The 21,933-nt window shown below is 57.8% G+C and carries 24 protein-coding genes and 1 other RNA gene; 20 read left to right on the top strand and 5 right to left on the bottom strand.

The genetic code is table 11. The annotated features are described in order from the left end of the window. Nucleotides 1-19: 19 nt before the first annotated feature. The gene (gene gyrA / locus LPB67_RS02615; protein WP_262835507.1) at nt 20-2,662 is read right to left on the bottom strand and encodes a DNA gyrase subunit A; all 2,643 of its coding nucleotides are present in this window, start codon (nt 2,660-2,662) and stop codon (nt 20-22) included. A gap of 761 nt (nt 2,663-3,423) precedes the next feature. Here gyrA and ompA point away from each other — a divergent pair. The 4 genes from ompA to ssrA all read left to right on the top strand — a co-directional run bounded on the left by ompA (nt 3,424) and on the right by ssrA (nt 6,073). Beyond that, nucleotides 3,424-4,083: an outer membrane protein OmpA gene (ompA, locus tag LPB67_RS02610; RefSeq protein WP_316685061.1), complete on the top strand. Its 660-nt coding sequence runs from the start codon at nt 3,424-3,426 to the stop codon at nt 4,081-4,083. Nucleotides 4,084-4,222: 139 nt separating this feature from the next. After that, nucleotides 4,223-4,927 (top strand): bifunctional 2-polyprenyl-6-hydroxyphenol methylase/3-demethylubiquinol 3-O-methyltransferase UbiG, encoded by a 705-nt coding sequence (gene ubiG, locus LPB67_RS02605; RefSeq protein WP_262835506.1) that lies wholly within the window; start codon nt 4,223-4,225, stop codon nt 4,925-4,927. 52 nt (nt 4,928-4,979) lie between these two features. Continuing rightward, nucleotides 4,980-5,657: an HAD family hydrolase gene (locus LPB67_RS02600; RefSeq protein WP_262835505.1), complete on the top strand. Its 678-nt coding sequence runs from the start codon at nt 4,980-4,982 to the stop codon at nt 5,655-5,657. Nucleotides 5,658-5,712: 55 nt separating this feature from the next. After that, nucleotides 5,713-6,073, top strand: a transfer-messenger RNA (tmRNA) gene (gene ssrA, locus LPB67_RS02595). A 286-nt stretch (nt 6,074-6,359) separates the two neighbouring features. Here ssrA and LPB67_RS02590 read toward each other — a convergent pair. Genes LPB67_RS02590 through LPB67_RS02575 form a run of 4 tightly spaced genes read right to left on the bottom strand, consistent with a single transcriptional unit; the run spans nt 6,360 to nt 8,985 of the window. Next, nucleotides 6,360-6,839, bottom strand: a complete 480-nt coding sequence (locus LPB67_RS02590; RefSeq protein ID WP_262835504.1) for a LacI family transcriptional regulator — start codon at nt 6,837-6,839, stop codon at nt 6,360-6,362. Then, nucleotides 6,836-8,230, bottom strand: a complete 1,395-nt coding sequence (locus LPB67_RS02585; protein WP_262835503.1) for a recombinase family protein — start codon at nt 8,228-8,230, stop codon at nt 6,836-6,838. The genes LPB67_RS02590 and LPB67_RS02585 overlap by 4 nt, the downstream gene beginning before the upstream one ends. Then, nucleotides 8,227-8,706: a DUF2924 domain-containing protein gene (locus LPB67_RS02580; RefSeq protein ID WP_262835502.1), complete on the bottom strand. Its 480-nt coding sequence runs from the start codon at nt 8,704-8,706 to the stop codon at nt 8,227-8,229. Before LPB67_RS02580 ends, LPB67_RS02585 begins: the two co-directional genes overlap by 4 nt. Beyond that, nucleotides 8,707-8,985: a hypothetical protein gene (locus LPB67_RS02575; protein ID WP_262835501.1), complete on the bottom strand. Its 279-nt coding sequence runs from the start codon at nt 8,983-8,985 to the stop codon at nt 8,707-8,709. 263 nt (nt 8,986-9,248) lie between these two features. Between LPB67_RS02575 and LPB67_RS02570 the strand changes: the two genes are divergently transcribed. The 16 genes from LPB67_RS02570 (at nt 9,249) to LPB67_RS02495 (ending at nt 21,657) form a co-directional block, all read left to right on the top strand. Then, a complete protein-coding gene (locus LPB67_RS02570; protein ID WP_262835500.1) occupies nt 9,249-10,370 on the top strand; it encodes an XRE family transcriptional regulator in 1,122 nt (373 codons plus the stop codon). Between the two features lie 12 nt (nt 10,371-10,382). Next, complete coding sequence (locus LPB67_RS02565) at nt 10,383-10,928, top strand: hypothetical protein (protein WP_262835498.1); 546 nt, start codon at nt 10,383-10,385, stop codon at nt 10,926-10,928. A 280-nt stretch (nt 10,929-11,208) separates the two neighbouring features. Beyond that, nucleotides 11,209-12,315 (top strand): glycine hydroxymethyltransferase, encoded by a 1,107-nt coding sequence (locus LPB67_RS02560; RefSeq protein WP_262835497.1) that lies wholly within the window; start codon nt 11,209-11,211, stop codon nt 12,313-12,315. Next, nucleotides 12,312-13,277, top strand: coding sequence for a hypothetical protein (locus tag LPB67_RS02555; protein ID WP_262835496.1), 966 nt, complete (start codon nt 12,312-12,314; stop codon nt 13,275-13,277). Before LPB67_RS02560 ends, LPB67_RS02555 begins: the two co-directional genes overlap by 4 nt. Before the next feature lie 147 nt (nt 13,278-13,424). Beyond that, a complete protein-coding gene (locus LPB67_RS02550) occupies nt 13,425-13,754 on the top strand; it encodes a helix-turn-helix transcriptional regulator (RefSeq protein WP_262835495.1) in 330 nt (109 codons plus the stop codon). Then, entirely contained in the window at nt 13,751-14,236 is a 486-nt protein-coding gene (locus LPB67_RS02545) for a hypothetical protein (RefSeq protein ID WP_262835494.1), read from the top strand. The genes LPB67_RS02550 and LPB67_RS02545 overlap by 4 nt, the downstream gene beginning before the upstream one ends. Before the next feature lie 10 nt (nt 14,237-14,246). Further along, complete coding sequence (locus LPB67_RS02540; RefSeq protein ID WP_262835493.1) at nt 14,247-15,002, top strand: Bro-N domain-containing protein; 756 nt, start codon at nt 14,247-14,249, stop codon at nt 15,000-15,002. After that, nucleotides 15,002-15,895 (top strand): ATP-binding protein, encoded by an 894-nt coding sequence (locus LPB67_RS02535; protein WP_262835492.1) that lies wholly within the window; start codon nt 15,002-15,004, stop codon nt 15,893-15,895. Before LPB67_RS02540 ends, LPB67_RS02535 begins: the two co-directional genes overlap by 1 nt. A gap of 14 nt (nt 15,896-15,909) precedes the next feature. After that, nucleotides 15,910-16,512 (top strand): hypothetical protein, encoded by a 603-nt coding sequence (locus LPB67_RS02530; RefSeq protein ID WP_262835491.1) that lies wholly within the window; start codon nt 15,910-15,912, stop codon nt 16,510-16,512. A gap of 9 nt (nt 16,513-16,521) precedes the next feature. Continuing rightward, nucleotides 16,522-17,001, top strand: coding sequence for a DUF6511 domain-containing protein (locus tag LPB67_RS02525; RefSeq protein WP_262835490.1), 480 nt, complete (start codon nt 16,522-16,524; stop codon nt 16,999-17,001). Beyond that, nucleotides 17,001-17,756, top strand: coding sequence for a hypothetical protein (locus LPB67_RS02520; RefSeq protein WP_262835489.1), 756 nt, complete (start codon nt 17,001-17,003; stop codon nt 17,754-17,756). The genes LPB67_RS02525 and LPB67_RS02520 overlap by 1 nt, the downstream gene beginning before the upstream one ends. Continuing rightward, nucleotides 17,753-18,136, top strand: coding sequence for a hypothetical protein (locus LPB67_RS02515; protein ID WP_262835488.1), 384 nt, complete (start codon nt 17,753-17,755; stop codon nt 18,134-18,136). Before LPB67_RS02520 ends, LPB67_RS02515 begins: the two co-directional genes overlap by 4 nt. Then, entirely contained in the window at nt 18,102-20,420 is a 2,319-nt protein-coding gene (locus LPB67_RS02510) for a phage/plasmid primase, P4 family (RefSeq protein ID WP_262835487.1), read from the top strand. Before LPB67_RS02515 ends, LPB67_RS02510 begins: the two co-directional genes overlap by 35 nt. Before the next feature lie 148 nt (nt 20,421-20,568). Next, entirely contained in the window at nt 20,569-21,045 is a 477-nt protein-coding gene (locus LPB67_RS02505) for a crossover junction endodeoxyribonuclease RuvC (protein WP_262836143.1), read from the top strand. Then, on the top strand, nt 21,042-21,251 hold the full coding sequence (locus LPB67_RS02500; protein WP_262835486.1) for a hypothetical protein: 210 nt from the start codon (nt 21,042-21,044) through the stop codon (nt 21,249-21,251). The genes LPB67_RS02505 and LPB67_RS02500 overlap by 4 nt, the downstream gene beginning before the upstream one ends. Continuing rightward, nucleotides 21,244-21,657 (top strand): DUF6362 family protein, encoded by a 414-nt coding sequence (locus tag LPB67_RS02495; RefSeq protein WP_262835485.1) that lies wholly within the window; start codon nt 21,244-21,246, stop codon nt 21,655-21,657. The genes LPB67_RS02500 and LPB67_RS02495 overlap by 8 nt, the downstream gene beginning before the upstream one ends. The last annotated feature ends 276 nt before the right edge of the window (nt 21,658-21,933 follow it).

The raw sequence follows: 21,933 nt of genomic DNA, 5'->3' as shown, positions 1-21,933 counted from the left end.
AAATACAGCTTACACCGCTCTACTCGCTACCCTCTTCCGCGGCATTCGCCTGACCGCTCTCAGCATCAAATTCAACGTCTTCCACGTCTGTCTCAACAATGCGCTGCAAGCCGGACAGCTTGGTGCCGTCTTCCACCGCGATCAGTGTGACGCCCTGGGTTGCACGGCCCATTTCACGGATCTCGGACACCCGGGTACGGATCAGTACGCCGCCGGTCGTGATCAGCATGATTTCGTCATTGGTATCGACCAGCGTGGCCGCCACCACTTTGCCGTTGCGCTCCGATGTCTGGATCGCGATCATGCCTTTGGTGCCGCGGCCGTGACGGGTATATTCGGTGATCGGGGTGCGCTTGCCGTAGCCGTTTTCGGTCGCCGTCAATACTGATTGCTGTTCGTTTTCAGCCACCAGCAGCGCGATCACTTGCTGACCTTCTTCCAGGTTCATACCGCGCACACCGCGTGCGGTGCGGCCCATAGGACGGACATCGTTTTCGTCGAAGCGCACCGCCTTGCCGGAGTCGGAGAACAGCATCACATCGTGCTTGCCATCGGTCAGCGCGGCGCCGATCAGGAAGTCGCCTTCATCCAGATCCACCGCGATAATGCCGGCCTTGCGTGGGTTGCTGAAATCGTTCAATGGCGTTTTCTTCACGGTACCGAGGCTGGTCGACATGAAGATGTAATGGTCTTCAGGGAAGCTGCGATTGTCGCCGGACAATGGCAGGATCACCGTGATTTTTTCACCGTCTTGCAGCGGGAACATATTCACAATCGGCTTGCCGCGCGAATTGCGCGAACCTTGCGGGACTTCCCAGACCTTCAGCCAGTACAGGCGGCCGCGGTTCGAGAAGCACAGGATGTAGTCATGCGTATTGGCGACGAATAGCTGTTCGATCCAGTCGTCATCTTTGGTCGCTGTCGCCTGCTTGCCGCGACCGCCGCGTTTTTGCGCACGGTATTCAGACAAAGGCTGCGACTTCATATAACCGGTGTGGGACAGCGTGACCACCATATCGACTGGCGTGATCAGGTCTTCGGTTTCCAGATCGGTCGCATTGTGCGTGATCTCGGAGCGGCGTACGTCTTTATTGCCTTCACCGTATTCGTTACGTGCGGCAGTCAATTCGTCGGTGATGATGACGGTGACGCGCTCCGGCTTGGACAGGATGTCGAGCAAATCGGCGATGACGGACATCACTTCCTTGTACTCGTTGACGATCTTGTCCTGTTCCAGACCGGTCAAACGTTGCAAGCGCATTTGCAAAATTTCCTGCGCCTGATCGTCGGACAGTTTGTACAAACCGTCCTTTTGAATACCGTAATGCTTAGGCAGATTTTCTGGGCGGAAGGCATCGATGCCGCCGGGATTATCCGCCGCAGTACGCGTCAACATCTCGCGCACCATGGAGCTGTCCCAGGCGCGATTCATCAATTCTTGCTTCGCCAGCGGCGGCGTCGGCGCGGCCTTGATGATGGCGATGAAATCGTCGATATTCGCCAACGCGACGGCCAGGCCTTCCAGCACATGGCCGCGCTCGCGTGCCTTGCGCAATTCAAACACGGTGCGGCGTGTCACCACTTCGCGACGATGCGACAGGAAACAATCGAGCATCTGCTTCAGGTTCAGCAGCTTGGGTTGACCATTCACCAGCGCCACCATGTTCATGCCGAAGGTGTCTTGCAATTGCGTTTGCTTGTACAGATTATTCAGGACGACTTCCGGTACTTCGCCGCGCTTGAGTTCGATGACCACACGCATGCCGGATTTATCGGATTCATCGCGGATGTCGGAAATACCGTCCAGTTTTTTGTCGCGCACCAGCTCGGCAATGCGTTCCAGCAGGGATTTTTTATTGACCTGATACGGCAGCTCATCAACGATGAGAGCGGTACGCGCATCCTTGCCGAATTCTTCAAAATGCGTTTTGGCGCGCATCACGACGCGACCGCGACCGGTGCGATAACCGTCGCGCACACCGGACACGCCATAGATGATGCCGCCGGTAGGAAAATCCGGCGCCGGAATGATTTCGATCAGTTCATCAATCGTGCAATCCTGATTACGCAAGACATGCAAAGCGCCGTTGATGATTTCGGTAATATTGTGCGGCGGGATATTGGTCGCCATACCGACCGCGATACCGGACGCGCCGTTGATCAGCAGATTCGGAATACGGGTCGGCAAGACCGACGGCTCTTTTTCCTTGCCGTCGTAGTTGGGCACGAAATCGACGGTTTCTTTTTCGATGTCGGCCAGGATTTCATTGGCGATCTTGTCCAGGCGGCACTCTGTATAACGCATCGCGGCGGCATTGTCGCCGTCGACCGAGCCGAAATTGCCCTGGCCGTCCACCAGGGTATAGCGCAGAGAAAAATCCTGCGCCATGCGCACCAGCGTATCGTAGATCGATGCATCCCCGTGCGGGTGGTACTTACCCATGACTTCACCGACCACGCGCGCGCATTTGACGAAGGGGCGGTTGTACACATTATTCATTTCGTGCATCGCGAACAAGACGCGTCTATGCACAGGCTTTAAGCCATCACGTACATCCGGCAAGGCACGTCCGACGATCACGCTCATGGCGTAATCGAGGTAGCTCTTGCGCATTTCTTCTTCAAGGGAAATCGGGAGTGTTTCTTTAGCGAATTGATCCATTGGCGGGCCGGCAATTTAGAGCTTGGTTAAATAACGATGCATTCAAAAACACCGGGCAAACTCTCAACAAAAAACAAGAGAAGTGCAAATTAGGCATTTTTAACGCTTAACTTCTGATTTTAACATGCCCGTCATACGATCAGCATCGTTTTTGAAGCTAGCTGTCATTCACCCAAGTGACGCCAAAATACCGCAGTTTCCGGACGACTTATATTGCATATCGCCTCATAAGCATCGTAAATACACAATCATCCATCTTTTGGAGATAAAAATGATGCGATCCATTTCCATTATGCGATTGGACCGGCAAAAATGTTTATATAAATGCAAATACAGCTATCGGCATTATAAATACGAAAAAGATCCCACAGATCATTTACCGCGACCTGAGGACCAGCCTGACCAGAGCAAACTCGCCGGATACATCACATCAACCCGATCACATCAACCCGGCGTGTTGCAATCTGAAGAACGAAGGCTAAATAAAGCGTTTCTGCCAGCGTTAATTGAGATAAGGCTTGCATACAAACAAGGCAGGTTGCTAAAACACGACAATTTTCACAAAATGTTACTTCATTAATTTAACAATCTTAGCTTGGTGATACATCCTGTGGCAAAATAGTAAGGTGTAACAACGCTAATTCAGTCATGGTATTTGATGATGAAATAGTATTGTCATCAAGCATGTGGTAGTATCCGGTTTTATGCAGTCAATTGCGCAGTTCATCTGCGGTAAGTAATCTCACCCCGAGAGGAGAAATATGAAAAATTTAGTAAAACTCGTTATCGCAGCTTCCTCAGTAGCCGCTTTTTCGGTCTCTGCACAAGATATGACAGATATCAAAGCAAGCACACCTAACAGCGCTTATGTACAAGATGGTCGTGGCGTCATCGTCCGCGATCCATTCGGCCTGTGCTGGCGTACTGGCTACTGGACACCGGCTGACGCGGTTCCAGGCTGTGACGCTCCGTTGGTCAAACCAGCTGCAGTTGTTGCAGAACCAGCACCGGTTGCTGCTCCTGCACCAGCTCCGAAGCCAGTTGCGCCACCAGCGCCAACATCTGAGAAAGTTACTTTCGCAGCTGATGCATTCTTTGATTTCGACAAAGCAGTGTTGAAGCCAGAAGCAAAAGTCAAATTGGATGACATGGCATCTAAACTGAAAGGTATCAACCTGGAAGTCGTCATCGCCGTCGGTCATACTGACTCTGTTGGCTCTGATGCTTACAACCAAAAATTGTCTGTAAAACGCGCCGAAGCTGTTAAAGCTTACCTGGTTAGCAAAGGTATCGAAGCGAACCGCGTCTACACTGAAGGCAAGGGCAAAAAACAACCAGTTGCTGATAACAAAACAGCCAATGGTCGCGCTCAAAACCGTCGCGTAGAAATCGAAGTAGTTGGTACACGTAACGTTAAATAATTTCCCCGCCTCTGGCGAGTGAATTATAAAAACCCCGCTGTTGCGGGGTTTTTTTATTGTGCCCAAGCCAAAGACCATTCATCAAGTTGGACTACAATACGACTTCATTCATTTCCGTTTTACTTCACGGTTCTAATCTATGTCCACTATTAACGTCGATCCAGCAGAAATTCAAAAATTCAGCGATTTAGCGCACCGCTGGTGGGACCCAAGCTCTGAATTCCGGCCTCTGCACGAAATCAACCCCTTGCGTTTGGAATGGATCAACGCTCGCATACCATTAGCGGGAAAGAAGGTAATCGATGTTGGCTGTGGCGGTGGGATCCTGGCTGAATCGATGGCCAAAAAAGGCGCTGAAGTCACCGGTATCGACCTGTCCGAAAAAGCACTTAAAGTTGCGGATTTACACGGACTGGAATCTGGCATCCGCGTGCGTTATGAAAAAATCGCGGCAGAAGACATGGCCGCCCGCGAAACGGAACAATTCGATGTCGTTACCTGCATGGAAATGCTGGAGCATGTTCCCAACCCCGCATCCGTGATCCAAGCATGCTATCGCATGGTCAAACCCGGTGGACATGTGTTTTTTTCCACTTTGAACCGCAATCTGAAATCCTATTTATTTGCCGTAATAGGCGCTGAGTACCTGCTGCAATTACTACCTAAAGGCACACATGATTATGCCAAGTTCATTACCCCCGCAGAACTATCTCAGGCAATCCGCAATGCCGGCCTGCAGGTCGAAGCATTGAAAGGCATGAGCTACAACCCGCTGACACAAATTTACTCGCTCAATCAAGATACCAGCGTAAATTACCTGGTTGCCTGCACCCGTCCCGTTTAAACCAGATTAGCTTCTTCCGCAGTACTCCTGCGGAAACCGAGAACCACTTCCTATGCAAACTCCCCGCGCTATTTTGTTTGATCTTGACGGCACGCTGGCCGATACGGCCCCCGACCTGGCCGCCGCAGTAAACTTAATGCGCAGTCAGCGTCAATTGTCTGAAGTTCCGTATCTTAGCCTGCGCCCTTTCGCCTCTGCCGGCGCAAGGGGATTGCTCGGCGCCGGCTTCGACATCAAACCCGACCACCCCGATTACGAAACGATGCGCGTCGAATTTCTGGCAAATTACGAGAGCGCAATTGCGGTCCACAGTCAACTTTTCGCAGACATCCCTGAACTGCTGCAAGGCATAGAGCAATTGCAACTGCCATGGGGCATCGTCACGAATAAAGCCATGCGCTTTACCACTCCCCTCCAACCTTTGCTCGGCTTGCAAAATGCCGCATGCAGTATTTCTGGCGATACAACGCCACATGCAAAACCACATCCGGCTCCATTATTAGAGGCCGCCAGGCAACTCAATGTGAATCCCGAGGATTGCTGGTACGTTGGTGACGACCTGCGCGACATTAAAGCAGGTCAAGCTGCGGGAATGTTCAGTATCGCAGCAGCCTGGGGCTATTGCGGCGCAACCGAGCCCACCCACTGGAAAGCCGATGCCATTCTGGATTCTCCTTTAGAGCTATTAGAGTTGATACGGGCAAAGCACAGTCAGCGAATCACCCCTTGAATTCATCAATTTTCACCACATCTGATAGTTACACGTTACAATGATGAACTGTTTTGGGGTCGACCTGGTTTCGACAGGGGTTGCAAAGCAGCGCAGGGCATACCGAGGCCTGACTACCTCGTAAATACAATCAGAACTATATAACTGCAAACGATAACTCGTACGCATTAGCAGCTTAATTGCTTGCTAACTCTACACCGTCTCTTCCCTAGGGCGGGCTGGCAACAGCAGTAGAGTCATTCATAGGGAATCGTCTTAAGTTGGGTTACTTAGCTTTAGACTAAATAATAGGTAACTCGTCCAGCCGCAGCGTGTGCGTCCGCGTCGTCTGGATTAAATTAAATGGCAGCACTAAGTATGTAGAACTGTCTGTAGAGTGCTTCTGGACGCGGGTTCGATTCCCGCCGACTCCACCATAAAAACTTGCAAAGACACCCTCTTTGCATTTCGATGAACCCCGCCAGACGCCACGTTTGGCGGGGTTTTTCACTTCTGCTTGCGGACTTGGCACCCGACCGCAACGCCGGTTTTTCGCCTTTCTCGCCCCTCTCTCACTCTCTTTTCTCTACTTCTTGCGAACGCGCAAAGCGCCAAGTCCGCAAGGTCACGTCCTTTAAAAACATGGACTTACGCGCAATCTGCCTGTCCATCTTTTTTTCAGCATCGCTCTGTCGTTGCGGACTTGAGAGAAAGAGAACCGTGTCAAATCTGCGCAACTGAGTCGGTTTTTCCCGCACCTTTGGGCCGGTCTGCCGCCTCCGCAACGCGTCGCCGCTGTTCCTCCCACGACAAAGGCGTGTCGACCGCGAGGTCGAACAGGGACACGTTTTCGGGCAAAGTCTCGTCCAAAATCGCAGCCACGATGTCCGGGGCCAACGTGGTCAGGTTGACCATTCGGCTGATGTAGCTGCGGTCGAGGTTTTCCTGCTTGGCGATCTCGGAGAGGTTGGTGACCTTGCCGCTCTCGATCTGGCGCAGCCAGCGGTGGCCACGCGCCAGCGCAATTTGCAAGGCCGTCGGCGCGGCCTCACCGGTCAGCGTTGTCGAAATGCCCTGTGGCACCACCACCTGCCGCCGTCCGCTGTAGCGCTTGATCCGGATCGGGATCGACACCGTCACGGCACCGTCGGCGGCGCGCAGCAACATTGGGTCGCCGGTGAATTCCAGTATGGTCGTTCTCATGCCAATGCCTCCTCTTTCAAATTGGCGCTACGGGGTCTGGCAGGATCGCGGATCACGTCCAGGGCAAGGTTCTCGACTCCATTGGGATGCAGCTTCACCTGCAACTCGTTCGGCGAGACGATGATCCGGTCGACCAGCAACTGGACGATGCGATATTGCTCCAAGGGGAAAAGCTGATCCCACACCAGATCGATGCGGTTCAGCGCCACGGCAACCTGCATCTCGTTCATGCCTGCCGTGGCCTTGTCTTTGAGTTTGCTGATCTCGCGCCAGACCTGCGTCACGACCTCGGGCGAGCGCAAGATGCCGCGCAATTGCGCCATCACGGCTTCCTCCACTTCTCCGGCCGGAAGCATCTTGACTCCGGACGTGCCGTGCCCCTCCTTGGCGTCGCGTGTTGACAGGTAGTAGCGGTACAGCCTGCCGCCGTTGCCCTTGGTGGCGTGCGGCGTCATCGCTCGACCGTCGAGCGTAAAGATCAATCCCTTGAGCAATGCCGGGCGCTCGGTTCGCGTCTGTCCCTTCTTGGCTCCGTTGGGTTTCGACGCCAGCGCTGCTTGTACCACCTCCCATTGCGCCTTGGTAATGATCGCCTCGTGCTCGCCCGGATAGCAAATGTCCTTGTGCCGAATCTCGCCGATGTAGACGGGGTTGTTGAGAATCTTGTAGAGCGCGCTTTTGTCGATCAGCTTGCCGACGCGGTCGTTACCCGACTGCGCCACCCATGATTTGGTGGTGACTCCTTCGTGCCGCAGTTGCTGGACAAACATCGTCGTCGAGCCGATGCGCGGGTAATCCGTGAACATGCGGCGCACGACCTCAGCCTCGGCATCGTTGATCACCAGTTTCCGATTGATGACGTCGTAGCCCAGCGACGGCACGCCGCCGACCCACTTACCCTTGCGTTTGCTGGCCGCGATCTTGTCGCGGATGCGCTCGCCAGTCACTTCCCGTTCAAACTGGGCGAACGACAGCAGCACGTTCAACATCAACCGTCCCATTGAGGTCGTGGTATTGAACTGCTGGGTGACCGACACGAACGACACCCCTTGGCGCTCGAACACTTCAACCATCTTCGAGAAGTCGGCAAGGCTGCGCGTCAGGCGGTCGATCTTGTAGACCACTACGATGTCGACCTTGCCTACCTCGATGTCCGCCATCAGACGCCTCAGGCCAGGGCGCTCCATGTTGCCGCCGGAAAAAGCTGGATCGTCATAATCGTCGGCCACCGGAATCCAGCCCTCGGCACGCTGACTGGCGATATAGGCATGGCCCGCGTCACGCTGCGCGTCGATGGAGTTGTATTCCTGATCCAAGCCTTCCTCACTGGATTTGCGGGTGTAGACCGCGCACCGCAGGCGTTTTTTGGTGCTGCCCTCGGGCGCGCTCATTTCGCACCTCCCTTCGCAGCTTTCTCCCGTAGACCAAAAAACGCGGGGCCAGACCAACGCGTGCCGGAAATTTCGTTCGAGATGGCAGTGAGGCTGCGATAGGGTTTGCCGTTGTATTCGAACTGGCCGTCAGGCATGGCGACTACCCGATGTACCGCGCCAGCGAATTCTCTGGTGAGCACCGTCCCCGGCACCAGCTTGACCAACTCACCCCGGCCCGCTTTGGTTTTTGGTTTGGTGCGTTCGAGCAACGCGTCGATGCGCACCTTGTTCCTCTCCAGCACGGCAGGCTCGCGCTGCGCGAAGTCAATCTCCTGCATCCGATAGGCAATGCGCCGTTCCAGATACACGCGATTGTGGGTTGGCATCGGGGTGGCGAAAAGCTGCTGCCACAGCGATTTGATTTCTTCGAATGGTGTGTCAGGCAATCGGGCAATACGCCCGATGACACCTGATAGTGCTGTGGATGTGTTCATTCAAACTCCTTTCTGTTTGGCCAGCAACGCTTCTCGGACGGCGTTGCGGACTCGTGATGCGGGGTTTGTATGAACGCGCTGTGGCAGGGAAAAGCCAAGGTCTGCTTTTTCTCTTTCTTCTGGTGTGGGTTCGGGTGCCGTCCTCAAGCGAATCAGCCCGAGAGCCAGGATGGATGCGACTTCCGACCGTCGTTCCTCGACGGTCATTCGTGCTGGATCAATAACGTTTAGTGTGGTCATGGTGAGCGCTCCCTCGATATAAAAATGCTTGATGAGCATTCTGTTTTTTATGGGGTGGTCTGCTCCATCGCAATATTGACAAGCGTTGCGGACGCTTGCGGGCATTTGCCGAAAGCAAGAACCGGAGATGGACGCAAAACAGGCTCATGGTCACGCTGTTGGCGGCATTTCTCGTAGGGGCCGGTGCAGACACCTGCGCAGACGTGCTGGTCGAAGCGCTCATTCTTGCGCATCTAACTTAGCAACACATTCTTGCAAAATTCAATTCGCAAGGCTATACTTCCACTTTAGGAGGTGACGCCATGCTCGAAAAAATTTCACAAAAGCTAATCGGCTACCGCGTCAAAGCGGCGCGCGATGCGAAGGGCTGGACGCAGGATCAGCTCACGCAGGGTCTCGGCTTGAACGATCGGCAGTCGGTCTCAGACATCGAGAACGGCAAGCGCGCACTGAAACCGGAAGAACTTCTGGAACTGTCCGATCTACTGGATCGGGACATCGAATATTTCATCGACCCGTTCGCTGTGGCTGGCGAGGCGCAGTTCTCGTGGCGTGCCGCCCCGGAAGTGCCCGAGGACAGCCTCGACGGTTTCGAGCTGAAAGCTGGTCTATGGATCGGCCTGCTGCGCTGGTTGCGTGAGCAACAGAACAGTCAGACGAGCGTGCTCAAGCGTGCTTTGCGTTTGTCTGCGCAATCCTCGTTCGAAGACGCCCAGGAGCGCGCAGAAAGCTTGGCAGCCGAACTCGATCTTGGCGTCATTCCGGCAGAGTCCTTGATCGACAAGATCGAGCGCGAGCTCGACATCCCGGTGTTGTTCGTCGACACCGTGGAAGCTGAAGACGGAAAATCCATCTCTGGTGCGACCTGCCACCTCGAAGAAATGGGCGTCATCCTCATCAACCGCAACGAAACCGAGGCGCGTCGTTTCTACGATCTGGCGCACGAGCTTTTCCACGCGCTGACCTGGGATGTGATGAAGCCCGACCACCGCGAATCCAACTCCGTCGAAGAGCGCAACAAGAAGAAGCGCATCGAGCAACTGGCCGACAATTTTGCGGCCGCGCTGCTGATGCCGCGTGCGTCTCTCGACAAACTGATCGACCATGATCGGCAAGACGACATCGCACATCTCTGCGAAGTCGCCGCGCTGCTGCGCGTTTCGCCCGTGGCGCTCGCTTGGCGCTTGTTCAATTTGCAGCGCATCAGCAGCGATACCTGCCAGCGACTCAAACAAGAGAAACAACGGATATCCGTATCTGGCCCACCCAAAAGATTTTCAACTACCTTTGTGCGGATGCTGCACGAGGCGGTAGAAAACGGGCGGTTGTCGGCGCGCAAAGCCGCCAAAGCCATGGGTTTGGGATTGGGCGGTTTGACCGAGCTTTTTGCTCAGTACGACCTTGCAGCACCGTTCGAGCTGTGAGGTGCGTACCGTATGCAGAAAACGAACGCCGCAAGTGCCGCAAAAACCCGAGTCTTCGCTGACACCAATGTCATCCTCGAGGCATTCCGCACCAACTGCTGGACAGCGATCAGCAGCCACTTCGCCATCGAAACCGTCGAAAAGTGCGTCGAAGAAACGCTGACGGGCAACCCCGGTGATCCCCGCCATGTATCAGTTCCTCCGGCAGATCTAAACGCAGGTCTTTCCGGACGTCATCCAGTGACACGCAAGGAGCTTGCATCGCTGGTGCTCGCTCATCACTCATGCCGCACGCTCGACGACGGCGAACAACACCTACTGGCCTGGCTGCTTGCCAACAAACTGCTGCCATCCACGATCATCGTCGTCACCACCGCCGACAAGGCGGCATTGGTGGCAGCGCACGGCCTCGGATGGCTCGACTGCACGGTATCGCTGGAGGATCTTGCTCGCAGGGCCGGGGTGGGTCGCACCAATCTGGACGCGCTCGCGTTGCAGTACCGGGAGGACTGGCTATCGAGCATCAAAACCAAGATTCGAATGGGGATCATCCCATAACGAGAGCGCCAGATGATGGTGTCGTTGCCTTTGTCGTCGGCATAGAACTCCGAGGCAGGGCGAAATACATATTCGCGGTATCGCGTATGGTTTCTTGAAGGGCATGGAGAAAGGGGAAACAACAATGAAGGTTTTCAACGCGCGGCATTTCTTGCGGCATATCTCGATGCCGACGCTTCGAGAGTTCACTGAGCCCCATGTCTTAGGGCAACGGCTAACGATTGATTGGACACAACCTCCTGAGTCTTTGCCAGAAGCAATCTCGGACGCCGTTGATGCCATGACTGCATCGTCGCGCGATCCTGCTCTCGACGTCACGGAACGAGAGAGCCTTGAGAAAGACCTACTGCACTGGTACGACGATTTGCGCCGCGCCCACCTCCTGGGGCATGGACAGGCGATTGCCGAGTTCCGCAGCATTTGTGCCAACGACCCCGAAGTCACGACGGCATTCGCATCGCGAGATGAACGCGAGACCGCACTGTGGATGCTGACGAACCGCGACAAGGCATTCCGCGATGCCGAATTGCACATCGCTTTTCAAGCCAAGGCAAACGGCAAGTATTGGAAAAAACACCGCATCCAGCCGGGGCTCGATCCCACGCGTGACCGCGCCCAGTTGGAGACGTTTTGCCACGACGTGGCCAATTTGTACAAAAAGGTCGGCGGTGGCGATGGTGTTCATGTCGAAATCAGCGACCGCACTGCCGACGAGAGCGTGCAACTGACCATCTATGTCGAAGGGCCAGTGACCGCCCTGGCGCATTTCGCACAGAACAATTTCACCCGGATCACCACTCGCATCGCGCTGGAAACCGCCATCGTCTATCACCCCGCAACCGGCATCGTCGAGACTATCGTCAAGGGCGGCGCAAAGAACCATACAGCTGTGCTGGAACTGTTCGGCAAGCATGTCGTTAAGCAGGAAATCACACCTGAAGCCATCGAGAAAAAGCGCTTCAACTTGAATGCGATGCGTGATGGAATGATGGAACCATTCGATGATTGGTCGACCTACGGCGTCGATAAAGTACGCTTGCGCCGAGCGCGCTTCTGTCCAGTCGGACGTACCGGCATTAGCTTCCAGGTCGAAGCATCACCCGAAAAAGATCACGACGATGCGATCCAGCTTGCCCTCGGGTCGCTGAAGGTCGAGCATTCGTTCGAGGCCGAGTACAACATGGACGGTGCCAGCGTCATCGTCTACACGACTGCCACCGAAGACGGCAAATCCCCCCACTTCAGCTTTGATCTGTACTCGTCCGGCTCGTCCACGATCAAGAACCTGTCCGAACACAATCAGCCCATCGCCAACGCAGTATTGACCGCGCTGAATGTGATTGAGGCTGAAGAACAAGCGCCGGAGATGGAGTTGCAAGCTGCATGAGTGACAGCCAAGTCCAGGCGACCAGCCTGTTCTGCCGGTTGCTGGAGCAGTCGAAGCCGGAAATCAACGGACAGGCGCTTTGTGGTGGCGATAACGCCGTCGCCGCAACGCACCTGCTGCGTGAACGTGTGCTGGTGCTCGGGAAGCCGCAGGATTGGGTGACCTGTCCAGAATGCGGTATCGAAACCGCACGCGTGGTGCGCGATCTCACGCCAGATCTGATCGCTCTGCATTGCCCAGAGTGCGGCGATGTCTCGGCGTCACGGCGCTTACGCGAAACCCACAAGGTAGCGTTGCAGAAATTCATCGCCAGCTTGCTGAATGGTCTCAGCTTCGCTGCCAACAGTTCGAAGCAGATCGAACCCGATCTGATCTGGCGGCTTGGTACAACCGAGGCCACACGCGGCAAGGCCATCACATGGTATTTCGCGCGCCAGTTGTACCGCCCGGATATCGCTGTTCGCCTGCGCGAGCAGATCGCCCTCGAAAGAACTACCCAGTCCTGCGTGGTGTTGACCAGCAGCGAATTGCCGCTACCCGCAGGGTCGGCGATGACGGAGTTCGATGTGCGCTCCCTGTTCACGGTCGGGCGTGTCGGTCAGAGCACGTTCGAGTTCTTCCCGGATCGGCAGGCCGCGCCTGGGCCACAGGTCTTGGCCGAGGCCGCGCCGGGCACCACGCTGCGTTATGTCAGGACGGACGGCAAGGCGTTCATCGCGGGGGGCGAGTACCCACTGGAGCCCCGTCAGAAAACCATCTTGGTCGCGCTGTTCGACGACCTCGACCACGAAATGGACAACGACGCGCTCAAGAGTGCTTGCGGATCACAAGCGCAACGCTTCTCGCCCAGCAAAGTGTTCGAGCGCAATGCGCTCGTGTACCAGACATTCATTCGTTACCAACGTGGCGACGAGCGCTACGCATTGATCATTCCCGACGAAGACCGCGACTGGCTGCACTAACGCCCCAGTATCCGCAGCGTTTTTCCGCAATGGCCCGGCTCTGATTCTCAATCAGGCCGGGTTTTTTGCATTCAGGCCGCACTGATTGGATTTGAGGAACGCATCCGAGGATTCTGAGGAACGATCTGTGGCATCCCCTTCGAGACGATGACGTATCGGTTAGCAGTGCTGATTCAAGTGCCTGCAACCGGTGACAACCCATCATCGAAGGAGATGCAAATGCACAGCGAACAGCTGAAAACACGGCATCTGACCCAGCGCGAACTCGCAGACCGCTGGAATAAGTCGGAAGCCACGATTGAACGGTACCGGTCTGACGGCGTCGGCCCCCGTTTCTTGAAAATCGGCGGTGCCGTCCGCTACCGCCTGGAGGACATCGAGCAATTCGAGCGCGAGTGTCTGTATGACAGTCCGAACAGCCGCAGTGAAGTAGCTGCGGCGTCGACGGCATCGAAGGTACGCGGGGTGGCGGCATGAATATCGTCGCTCTCCGGCACGTCCTCAATCAAACCCCAGCGGACTACGCGTCTGCGCCGCTGGACGCCTACAAGCCCCTCGTCGAACAGTGCGAGCAATTGCAGCAACTGGCCAAGACCGTTCGTGAGTTTGTCGAGCAGGTCAATGAGTTGCGCTACGCCGAGGCCGCGCGCCAAGCGCGTCTGACCGAAGGACGTGACTTCGGCATCGTCCGTGTATTCGACCCCAGCGACCAGAACGAAACCGTCGTCTGCGACCAGCGAAAGATCATCGATTGGGATCAGGCCCAGCTCACCGCGCTGGCCACAAAGATCACCGCCGCAGGCGATGACCCGGCGCAGTACATGGACGTGACGCTCAAGGTGCCTGAGTCCAAGTACGCCGCATGGCCAAAAGCGCTGCGCGAGCAATTCGAGCCCGCCCGCACCGTCCGTCCCGGCAAAGCCAGCTACCGGCTTGCCTCCATCGATACCAAGGAATGAGGAGCCGACCATGATTCCAACAATTTTTGAATTTGAATCGCAGTCTGTCCGTGTGGTGGCCGATGAGACCGGCGCACCCTGGTTCAGCGCCAAGGATGTCTGCACGGTGCTGGGCTTTGGCAATGCGCGCCAAGCAATCGACTCTCACGTCGATGCCGAGGATGTCCAAAAACTGGACGCCCTTACTCCCGGTGGTCGCCAGCGGCAGAACCACATCAACGAGTCCGGCTTGTATGCGCTGATCCTCGGCTCCACCAAGCCGGAGGCCAAACGCTTCAAACGGTGGGTGACCACGGAAGTGCTGCCGTCGATTCGCAAAACCGGCTCTTACGTGTCGGCCAATGCAGTGGCGGCGCTGCCTGCTCCGACACAGGACAAGGTGAGCGCGTTGCTGCTGATCGGTGAAGCGGTAGCCAAGGTGCCGGGCGTGCGCAGTGGCATCGCGATGGCGGCGACACTGACCGCGATCTCCGACAACACCGGTATCACGCTGGATGCGCTGCGCAAGGCGCTGCCCGCTGCCAACGAGCCGATCTCTGCACTCAATCCGACGCAGTTGGGTGAACTCCTGGGCTGGTCGGCGCGGGCGGTGAATGCCCGGTTGCGCGATCAAGGGCTGCAATTCCGCAACGACCGCGACGAGTGGCAACTCAGTGAGGCTGGCTGCGCCTACGGCGAAGCCCACCCATACAGCCGCAATGGTCACAGTGGCTACCAGATTCTCTGGCGTGCTGACGTGGCTGACTTGCTCAAGGAGGTGGCGTAATGGCTCTCCCCATCATCAGCGCCGACGAGCGTATGCGCGAACCACGGTGCGCCAAGATCGTCCTGCTCGGCTTTCCGGGTGTGGGCAAGACCAGCCAGCTCAAAACGCTGCCCGAACAGGAAACGATGTTCGTGGATCTGGAAGCGGGTGACATCGCAGTGCAGGACTGGCGCGGCGATACCATCCGGCCGCGCTCGTGGCCGGAATTCCGCGATCTCGTGGTCTTCCTCGCCGGGCCTAATCCAGCAGCCACCGCCGATCAGCCATTTTCGCAGGCGCATTTCGATGCGGTCTGCCAGCGTTACGGCGATCCGGCGCAACTGGCCAAGTATCGCTACTACTTCGTCGACAGCATCACGGTGCTCTCACGTCTGTGTCTCGCATGGGCCAAGACGCAGCCGCAGGCGTTTTCGGATCGCACCGGCAAACCGGATACACGCGGTGCCTACGGTCTGCTGGGCTCCGAGATGATCGCTGCGCTCACCCACTTGCAGCATGTGCGCGACAAGCACGTCGTGTTCGTGGCGATCCTCGACGAGAAAGTCGACGAGTTCAACAAGCGCTATTACGCCCTGCAGTTGGAAGGCAGCAAAACCGCCTCGGAGCTGCCGGGTGTCATCGATGAAGTGGTGACGCTGGCCTTCCTGCAGCTCGAAGCGCCCGCCGATGGCGTTCCGGTTGAAGCAGGCAAAACAGTGGAAAGGGCCAAACCGTTCCGCGCCTTCGTCACCCACACCGACAACCCGTGGGGCTATCCGGCGAAGGATCGCTCAGGCCGTCTGGACGAGGTCGAGGAACCGAACCTGGCCAAGCTGATCGCCAAGTGCGCCGCTGGCCGTTCGCCGCCTGCTGCAGTCGCCAGCACCGCAGCCACCCCCACAACCAAGAAATGAATCAGGAGATCGATATGACCCAATGGAACGACTTTAACGATGCCGGACAACAAGCAGGATTCGACCTCGTCCCGAAAGGCACGCTGGTGAAGGTGCGCATGACCATCAAACCGGGCGGCTACGACGATGCGTCACGCGGCTGGACTGGAGGCTGGGCAACCGAATCAGAACAGACCGGCAGCGTTTTTTTGAATGCCGAGTTTGTCGTGCTCGATGGCCAGTTTGCCAAACGCAAGATGTGGTCGCTGGTCGGGCTCCACTCCTCCAAGAGCGACGAGTGGGCAAACATGGGCCGGGCATTTCTGCGTGCAGCGCTCAACTCTGCCCGTGGCGTGAGCCCACAGGACAACAGCGCGCACGCACAGACCGCACGCCGCATCCAGCACTTCGGTGAACTCGACGGGCTGGTATTCATCGGGCGCATCGACATCGAAAAAGACAGTCGTGGCGACGACCGCAACACGATCCGGCAGGCCATCGAGCCCGATCACAAGGACTACGCCCGACTGATGAGCGGTACGCCATCGACTGGCACGGCAGCTCCGGCTCCCGTGTCCCCATCCACGCCGGCGGCTAGCGCACGCGCCCCGATCAGCAAGCCCTCATGGGCGCAATAAGGAGGGGGTGTGAAATGCTGGGTATGCCATCGACAGGCGCGCGGTTACGGCCACACGGACAACCGTTTCAAAGTAGGCGAACCGCACCGCTATCCCATCGACTGGGTGTTTTGCTCCCGTCGCTGTCAGGATGCGTTTCACGCGCTGTATGGCGCGTGGGGCAAATCCGATCCATCGCTGTCCGACACGTTGACGCGGGAGGCACTCATGATTGATGTCTCTCCGCTCGAACAGCAAGCCATGCGCCGTTGCCTTCGCCCCTTCGGCGATGCGGCTGGCGAAATCGGCTTCGACAAGCCACTCGGTCACTACTCCGAGCAGGAAGCCCTGCGCGTGATCGATGCCATCGTGACGTGCTACGTCGATTCCATGACGCTCGCCCACGAGAACATGCGCTATCCGTCGGTACGGCTGGCCGGGCAAGACCTGCCCAAGCCCTGTGCCGATCCGTTCGCCGATATGGCCGACGACATTCCTTGGGAGGCGTGATGCTCGACTTCAATCACCGACCCAAGATGCATGAGCGCATCGCTGCACTGGTGGATGCCGCCCTGACGCAAGAGCGGCAAAGCCAGCCATCCCGAACCTACCTTGGCGCATCCAGGCTCGGGATTGCGTGCGAGCGCGCCTTGCAGTTCGAGTACGCCGGTGCCCCCGCCGACCCGGGGCGCGATTTTCCCGGTCGTGTGTTGCGCATATTCGAGGTAGGTCATTCGCTGGAAATGCTGGCGATCCGCTGGCTGCAAATTGCTGGCTTTGAATTGCAGACCCGCGACGCCTCCGGCGAGCAATTCGGCTTCGCGGTTGCCGACGGACGCATCGCTGGCCATGTCGATGGCATCGTGACCGCCGTTCCGGTCGAACTCGGGCTGTCCTGCCCGATGCTGTGGGAATGCAAAACCATGAACGACAAGAGCTGGCGTGAGTGCGCGAAGAAAGGCGTCGCGCTGGCCAAGCCGGTATACGCCGCGCAGTTGGCTGTCTATCAAGCCTACCTGCACGAAACCTGCCCTGGCTTGGCCGACAACCCGGCGCTTTTCACCGCGATCAACAAGGACACGCAGGAATTGTGGCTCGAACTCGTGCCGTTTGATGGACTGCTCGCGCAGCGAATGTCGGATCGTGCCGTGCGCATCGTTCGGGCTACCGAGGCAGAAGAACTCCTGCCACGCGGCTACGCCGAATCCACGCACTTCGAGTGCCGGATGTGCGCATACCAAGATCGCTGCTGGAGGACGCAATGATGACCTCCATCCAAGTACGGGAACACGCCAAGGCAGATCTACCGCGCCCCTTGGTCGGCATTCGCGCCATCGAGCGTCTGCTGTTGCGCCATGCCACCGGGCCGACTCCGGAGAAACGGCTGATCGTGGCTGTGATCTGTCAGGCGATGGTCGACTCTCGATGCGGCAACAAGGACGAGTTGCGTTCAGGCCGATCATTTCTGGAAGGCCGCGATCTGGAGGCGTGGGCAGCCTTGGTCGATTTGAATCCGGTGTTTCTGCGGGAAGTGGCGCGCAAGACCCACTACCTGCCGCACGAGCCACAAGCGCTCAGCGCCACCACAAGAACAACGAATGGGAGGAAGCATGCTGGATTTCAATCCTGCTCCGCCCACGCGTGATGTAGCCACCAGCAATGAGCGTGACGAGATTCGGGCGGCTCTGCTGTCGCAGATCGAGTCCGTCTTGCTACTGCTGCTGCCTGCTGCCAAGCGCGTCAAAGGCAAGCTGGTCGTCGGCGACGTGCTGGGCAGTCCCGGACGCAGCCTGGAGATCGAGATCATCGGCGAGCGCGCCGGGCTCTGGATTGACCGGGCAACCGGGAACGGCGGCGACATCTTCGACCTGCTTGCTGCCAATCTGGGATGCGACGTTCACATCGACTTTGCGCGGGTACTCGAGCTGGCGCGCAGCCTGCTCGGGCGTCCGATGCCGGTGACAGGTCGCACCGCAAGCAAGCGCAAAAAGGACGCTGCCACGGATGATCTCGGCCCGGCCACGGCCAAGTGGGACTACTTTGACGCCGACAGTCATTTGATTGCGTGCGTCTACCGCTATGACCCGGTGGATGAGGATGGCGTGCAGCGCAAGGAGTTCCGGCCGTGGGACGCCAAGCGCCGCAAGATGACGCCGCCCGATCCGCGTCCGCTTTACAACCAGCCCGGCCTGCTGCCCGCCGATCTGGTGATCCTGGTCGAAGGCGAGAAATGCGCGCAGGCGCTGATCGATGCCAGCATCACCGCCACCACGGCCATGCACGGTGCCAACGCACCCGTTGACAAAACCGACTGGAGCCCGGTCGCAGGCAAGGCAGTGCTGGTCTGGCCGGACAAGGACAAACCCGGATGGGAGTACGGGCTGCGTGCGGCAGAAGCAGTGTTGGCGGCTGGCGCATCCAGTTGCGCCGTGCTGCTGCCTCCGGACGACAAGCCTGCTGGCTGGGATGCCGCCGACGCGCTGGCCGAAGGCTTCGATGTCGTCGCCTTTATCGAGCGTGGCGAGCGCTACGTGATGCAACCCACCGTACCGTCTTCTGGCGCGAGTTCGGGTGACGGAACGGATGGAGAGCGCAGTGTCTGGGCGACGGAAGACGCGTTGGCGCTGGCCTTCACCCGCAAATTCGCCGAGGACTGGCGCTACGTCTGCGCGTGGGGGCGATGGTTGGTATGGACGGGCCAGCGCTGGCAGCACGAAGAAACCCTCAAGGCGCAGCACCTGATCCGCAACGTCTGCCGCGATGCGGCACTGTCGGTGGACAGCCATCGCACCGCCACCAAACTGGCATCCAGCAGCACCGTGGGCGGCGTCGAGAGGCTGGCGCGCACCGACCGCAGACACGCGGCCACCAGCGAAGAATGGGACGCCGACCCATGGCTGCTCAACACGCCCGGCGGCGCACTCAATCTGCACACCGGACTGCTCACGCCACACGAGCGCACGGATCGTTCGACCAAGATCACCACGGCGACACCCAAGGGCGAATGCCCGGTCTGGCTGACCTTTCTGGCTTCAGCCACCAATGGCGACGAGCCGCTGCAGAGTTATCTCGCGCGCATGGTGGGCTACGCGCTGACCGGGTCGACGCGGGAGCACGCGCTGTTCTTCATCTATGGCACTGGCGGGAACGGCAAATCGGTGTTCATCAACACCATCGCCAGCATTCTCGGCGAGTACGCCACCAGTGCGCCGATGGACACGTTCATGGAATCGCGCTCCGACCGGCATCCGACCGACATGGCCGGGCTACGTGGTGCGCGCATGGTGTGCTCAGTGGAAACCGAGCAAGGACGGCGCTGGGCGGAATCGAAGGTGAAGTCGATGACCGGGGGCGACCCGATCTCAGCGCGCTTCATGCGGCAAGACTTCTTCCAGTTTTCGCCGCAATTCAAGCTGGTGATCGCGGGCAACCACAAGCCCGCTATTCGCAACATCGACGAAGCGATGCGTCGCAGGCTGCACCTGATCCCGTTCACGGTAACGATCCCCGCCGAGAAGCGCGACAAGCACCTCACCGAGAAGCTGCTGGCCGAGCGTGACGGGATTCTGGCGTGGGCAGTGGCCGGATGTCTCGAATGGCAGCGCACTGGACTACGACCACCGCAATCGGTGGTGGAAGCCACCGACGAGTATTTCGAAGCCGAGGACGCGCTCGGGCGCTGGATTGCCGAGCGTTGCGTGCTGCACTCGAATGCCAAGGCACTGACCATCGAATTGTTCAATGACTGGAAGGCATGGGCCGATTCGGTAGGCGAATACGTGGGCTCGAACAGGCGGTTTTCCGACTTGTTGCTGTCGCGCCGCTTTGAGAAGTGGCGCAACGCCATCGGTATTCGAGGCTTTGTTGGCATTGGCCTGAAAGAACCCGCAAGCGCCCCGCAAACCTCCTATCCATACATCAACGATTGAGGACGACATCATGATTCAAAAACAAGAAATTCAAGGCCAACTGACGCAGCTGACCCATCAAGACGTTTACCGCTCACGCGCGCATACGCACACACACGTAGAGGAGTTACGACGTAATGAGTCGGCTGCGTCAGGCCAGCGCTTTTCCATCATCGCCATCGACTTGGGCACCACGACTGGCTGGGCCACGCTGCAAGAGGATGGGCTGATCCGGCATGGCAGCGCGGCCTTCCACGCCCAACGCTCTGGTGGACGATTTGAAGGTGGTGGGATGCGGTTTCTCAAGTTCCGACGTTGGCTCAGTGAGATCAAGGCCGGGCTCGACAAGGTCGATGCGGTGTTCTTCGAAGAAGTACGTCGCCATGTCGGAGTCGATGCGGCCCATGCTTACGGTGGTTATCTGGCCACGCTCACCGCATGGTGCGAGCACCACCAGATTCCCTACCAGGGCGTACCGGTCGGCACGATCAAGAAGCACGCGACCGGCAAAGGCAATGCCAGCAAAGCCGAGATGATTGCAGCAACCATGAAGCGAGGCCTAACAGTTGCCGACGACAACGAAGCCGATGCCCTTGCTCTGTTGTACTGGGTCATCGAGACGGGACAGATGGAGGTGCTGTCATGAAGGTACCGGCATCCCAATACCAATGCGCCCTTGGACGGCTGCAACCACAGCTCACGGATCTGGAAGCAATGAAGCGCAACGGCTGGCGCGACCAACACATCCTGGTGGTCAACGAGTCTGACGAACGCTTGGACTTCATCGAGCGCGAGATCGTGCGACGCATCGGTGAACGGCTGTACGGTGCAGGAGGGACATGTCATGGCTGAGTGGACGATTGATGACGTGGCTGCACGCTTCTCGGATGCTGCTGACACCGGACGACGCCTGCCTCCGGTACGTGTGCAGGGCTACTTCAATACGTGGCCTGCCTTCGTGCGCAAGGAGTGGGAAGCGTTCTCGGCTGGAGAGACTGTGTACCGGCCCTTCCCACCAAGCCCGGTTGACATCGACCGGATGCTGGAGACGATGCGTTGGGTGCAATGGCTTGACGTCGAGCAGCGTCACCTCGTATGGATGCGTGCCAAGCGGTATGGCTGGAGAGACATCTCCATCCGCTTTGCTTGCTGCACCAAGACGGCACAACGTCACTGGCAGCGCGCATTGCAGACTGTGACTGACCGGCTCAACGGTGTCATGGCCCGTGATGGCATGAACAATATTGAGCAATATTGACAAAGGCTTCTGGCTAATGCGGAACGCTTCGGGTTGCTTCGGGTTTTGGGACACGGCAGGTGTGTCGCATCTCGGGCGGTTTTACCCTACAGTGACGGCTATGGTTGCGAAAGGTGCGTCAGTAGCGGAGTTGGCCCGAGGCAAAAGGGGTCCTTCCTCGCCAAATCGCAATGCGGGGGGCGCGAGCGCGGCATTGCTCTAGCGTCCGACTGCAAACCGAGGTTTGCAGGGTTTGCAGTTTGCACCCCGCCACCATCGGCCACACATCACGAACCC

The sequence above is a fragment of the Undibacterium sp. Jales W-56 genome, assembly GCF_025548535.1.
Classification (GTDB): Bacteria; Pseudomonadota; Gammaproteobacteria; order Burkholderiales; family Burkholderiaceae_D; genus Undibacterium.
The sequence above is the reverse complement of the archived record's forward strand: the minus strand, read 5'-3'. Positions and strand labels throughout refer to the sequence as shown.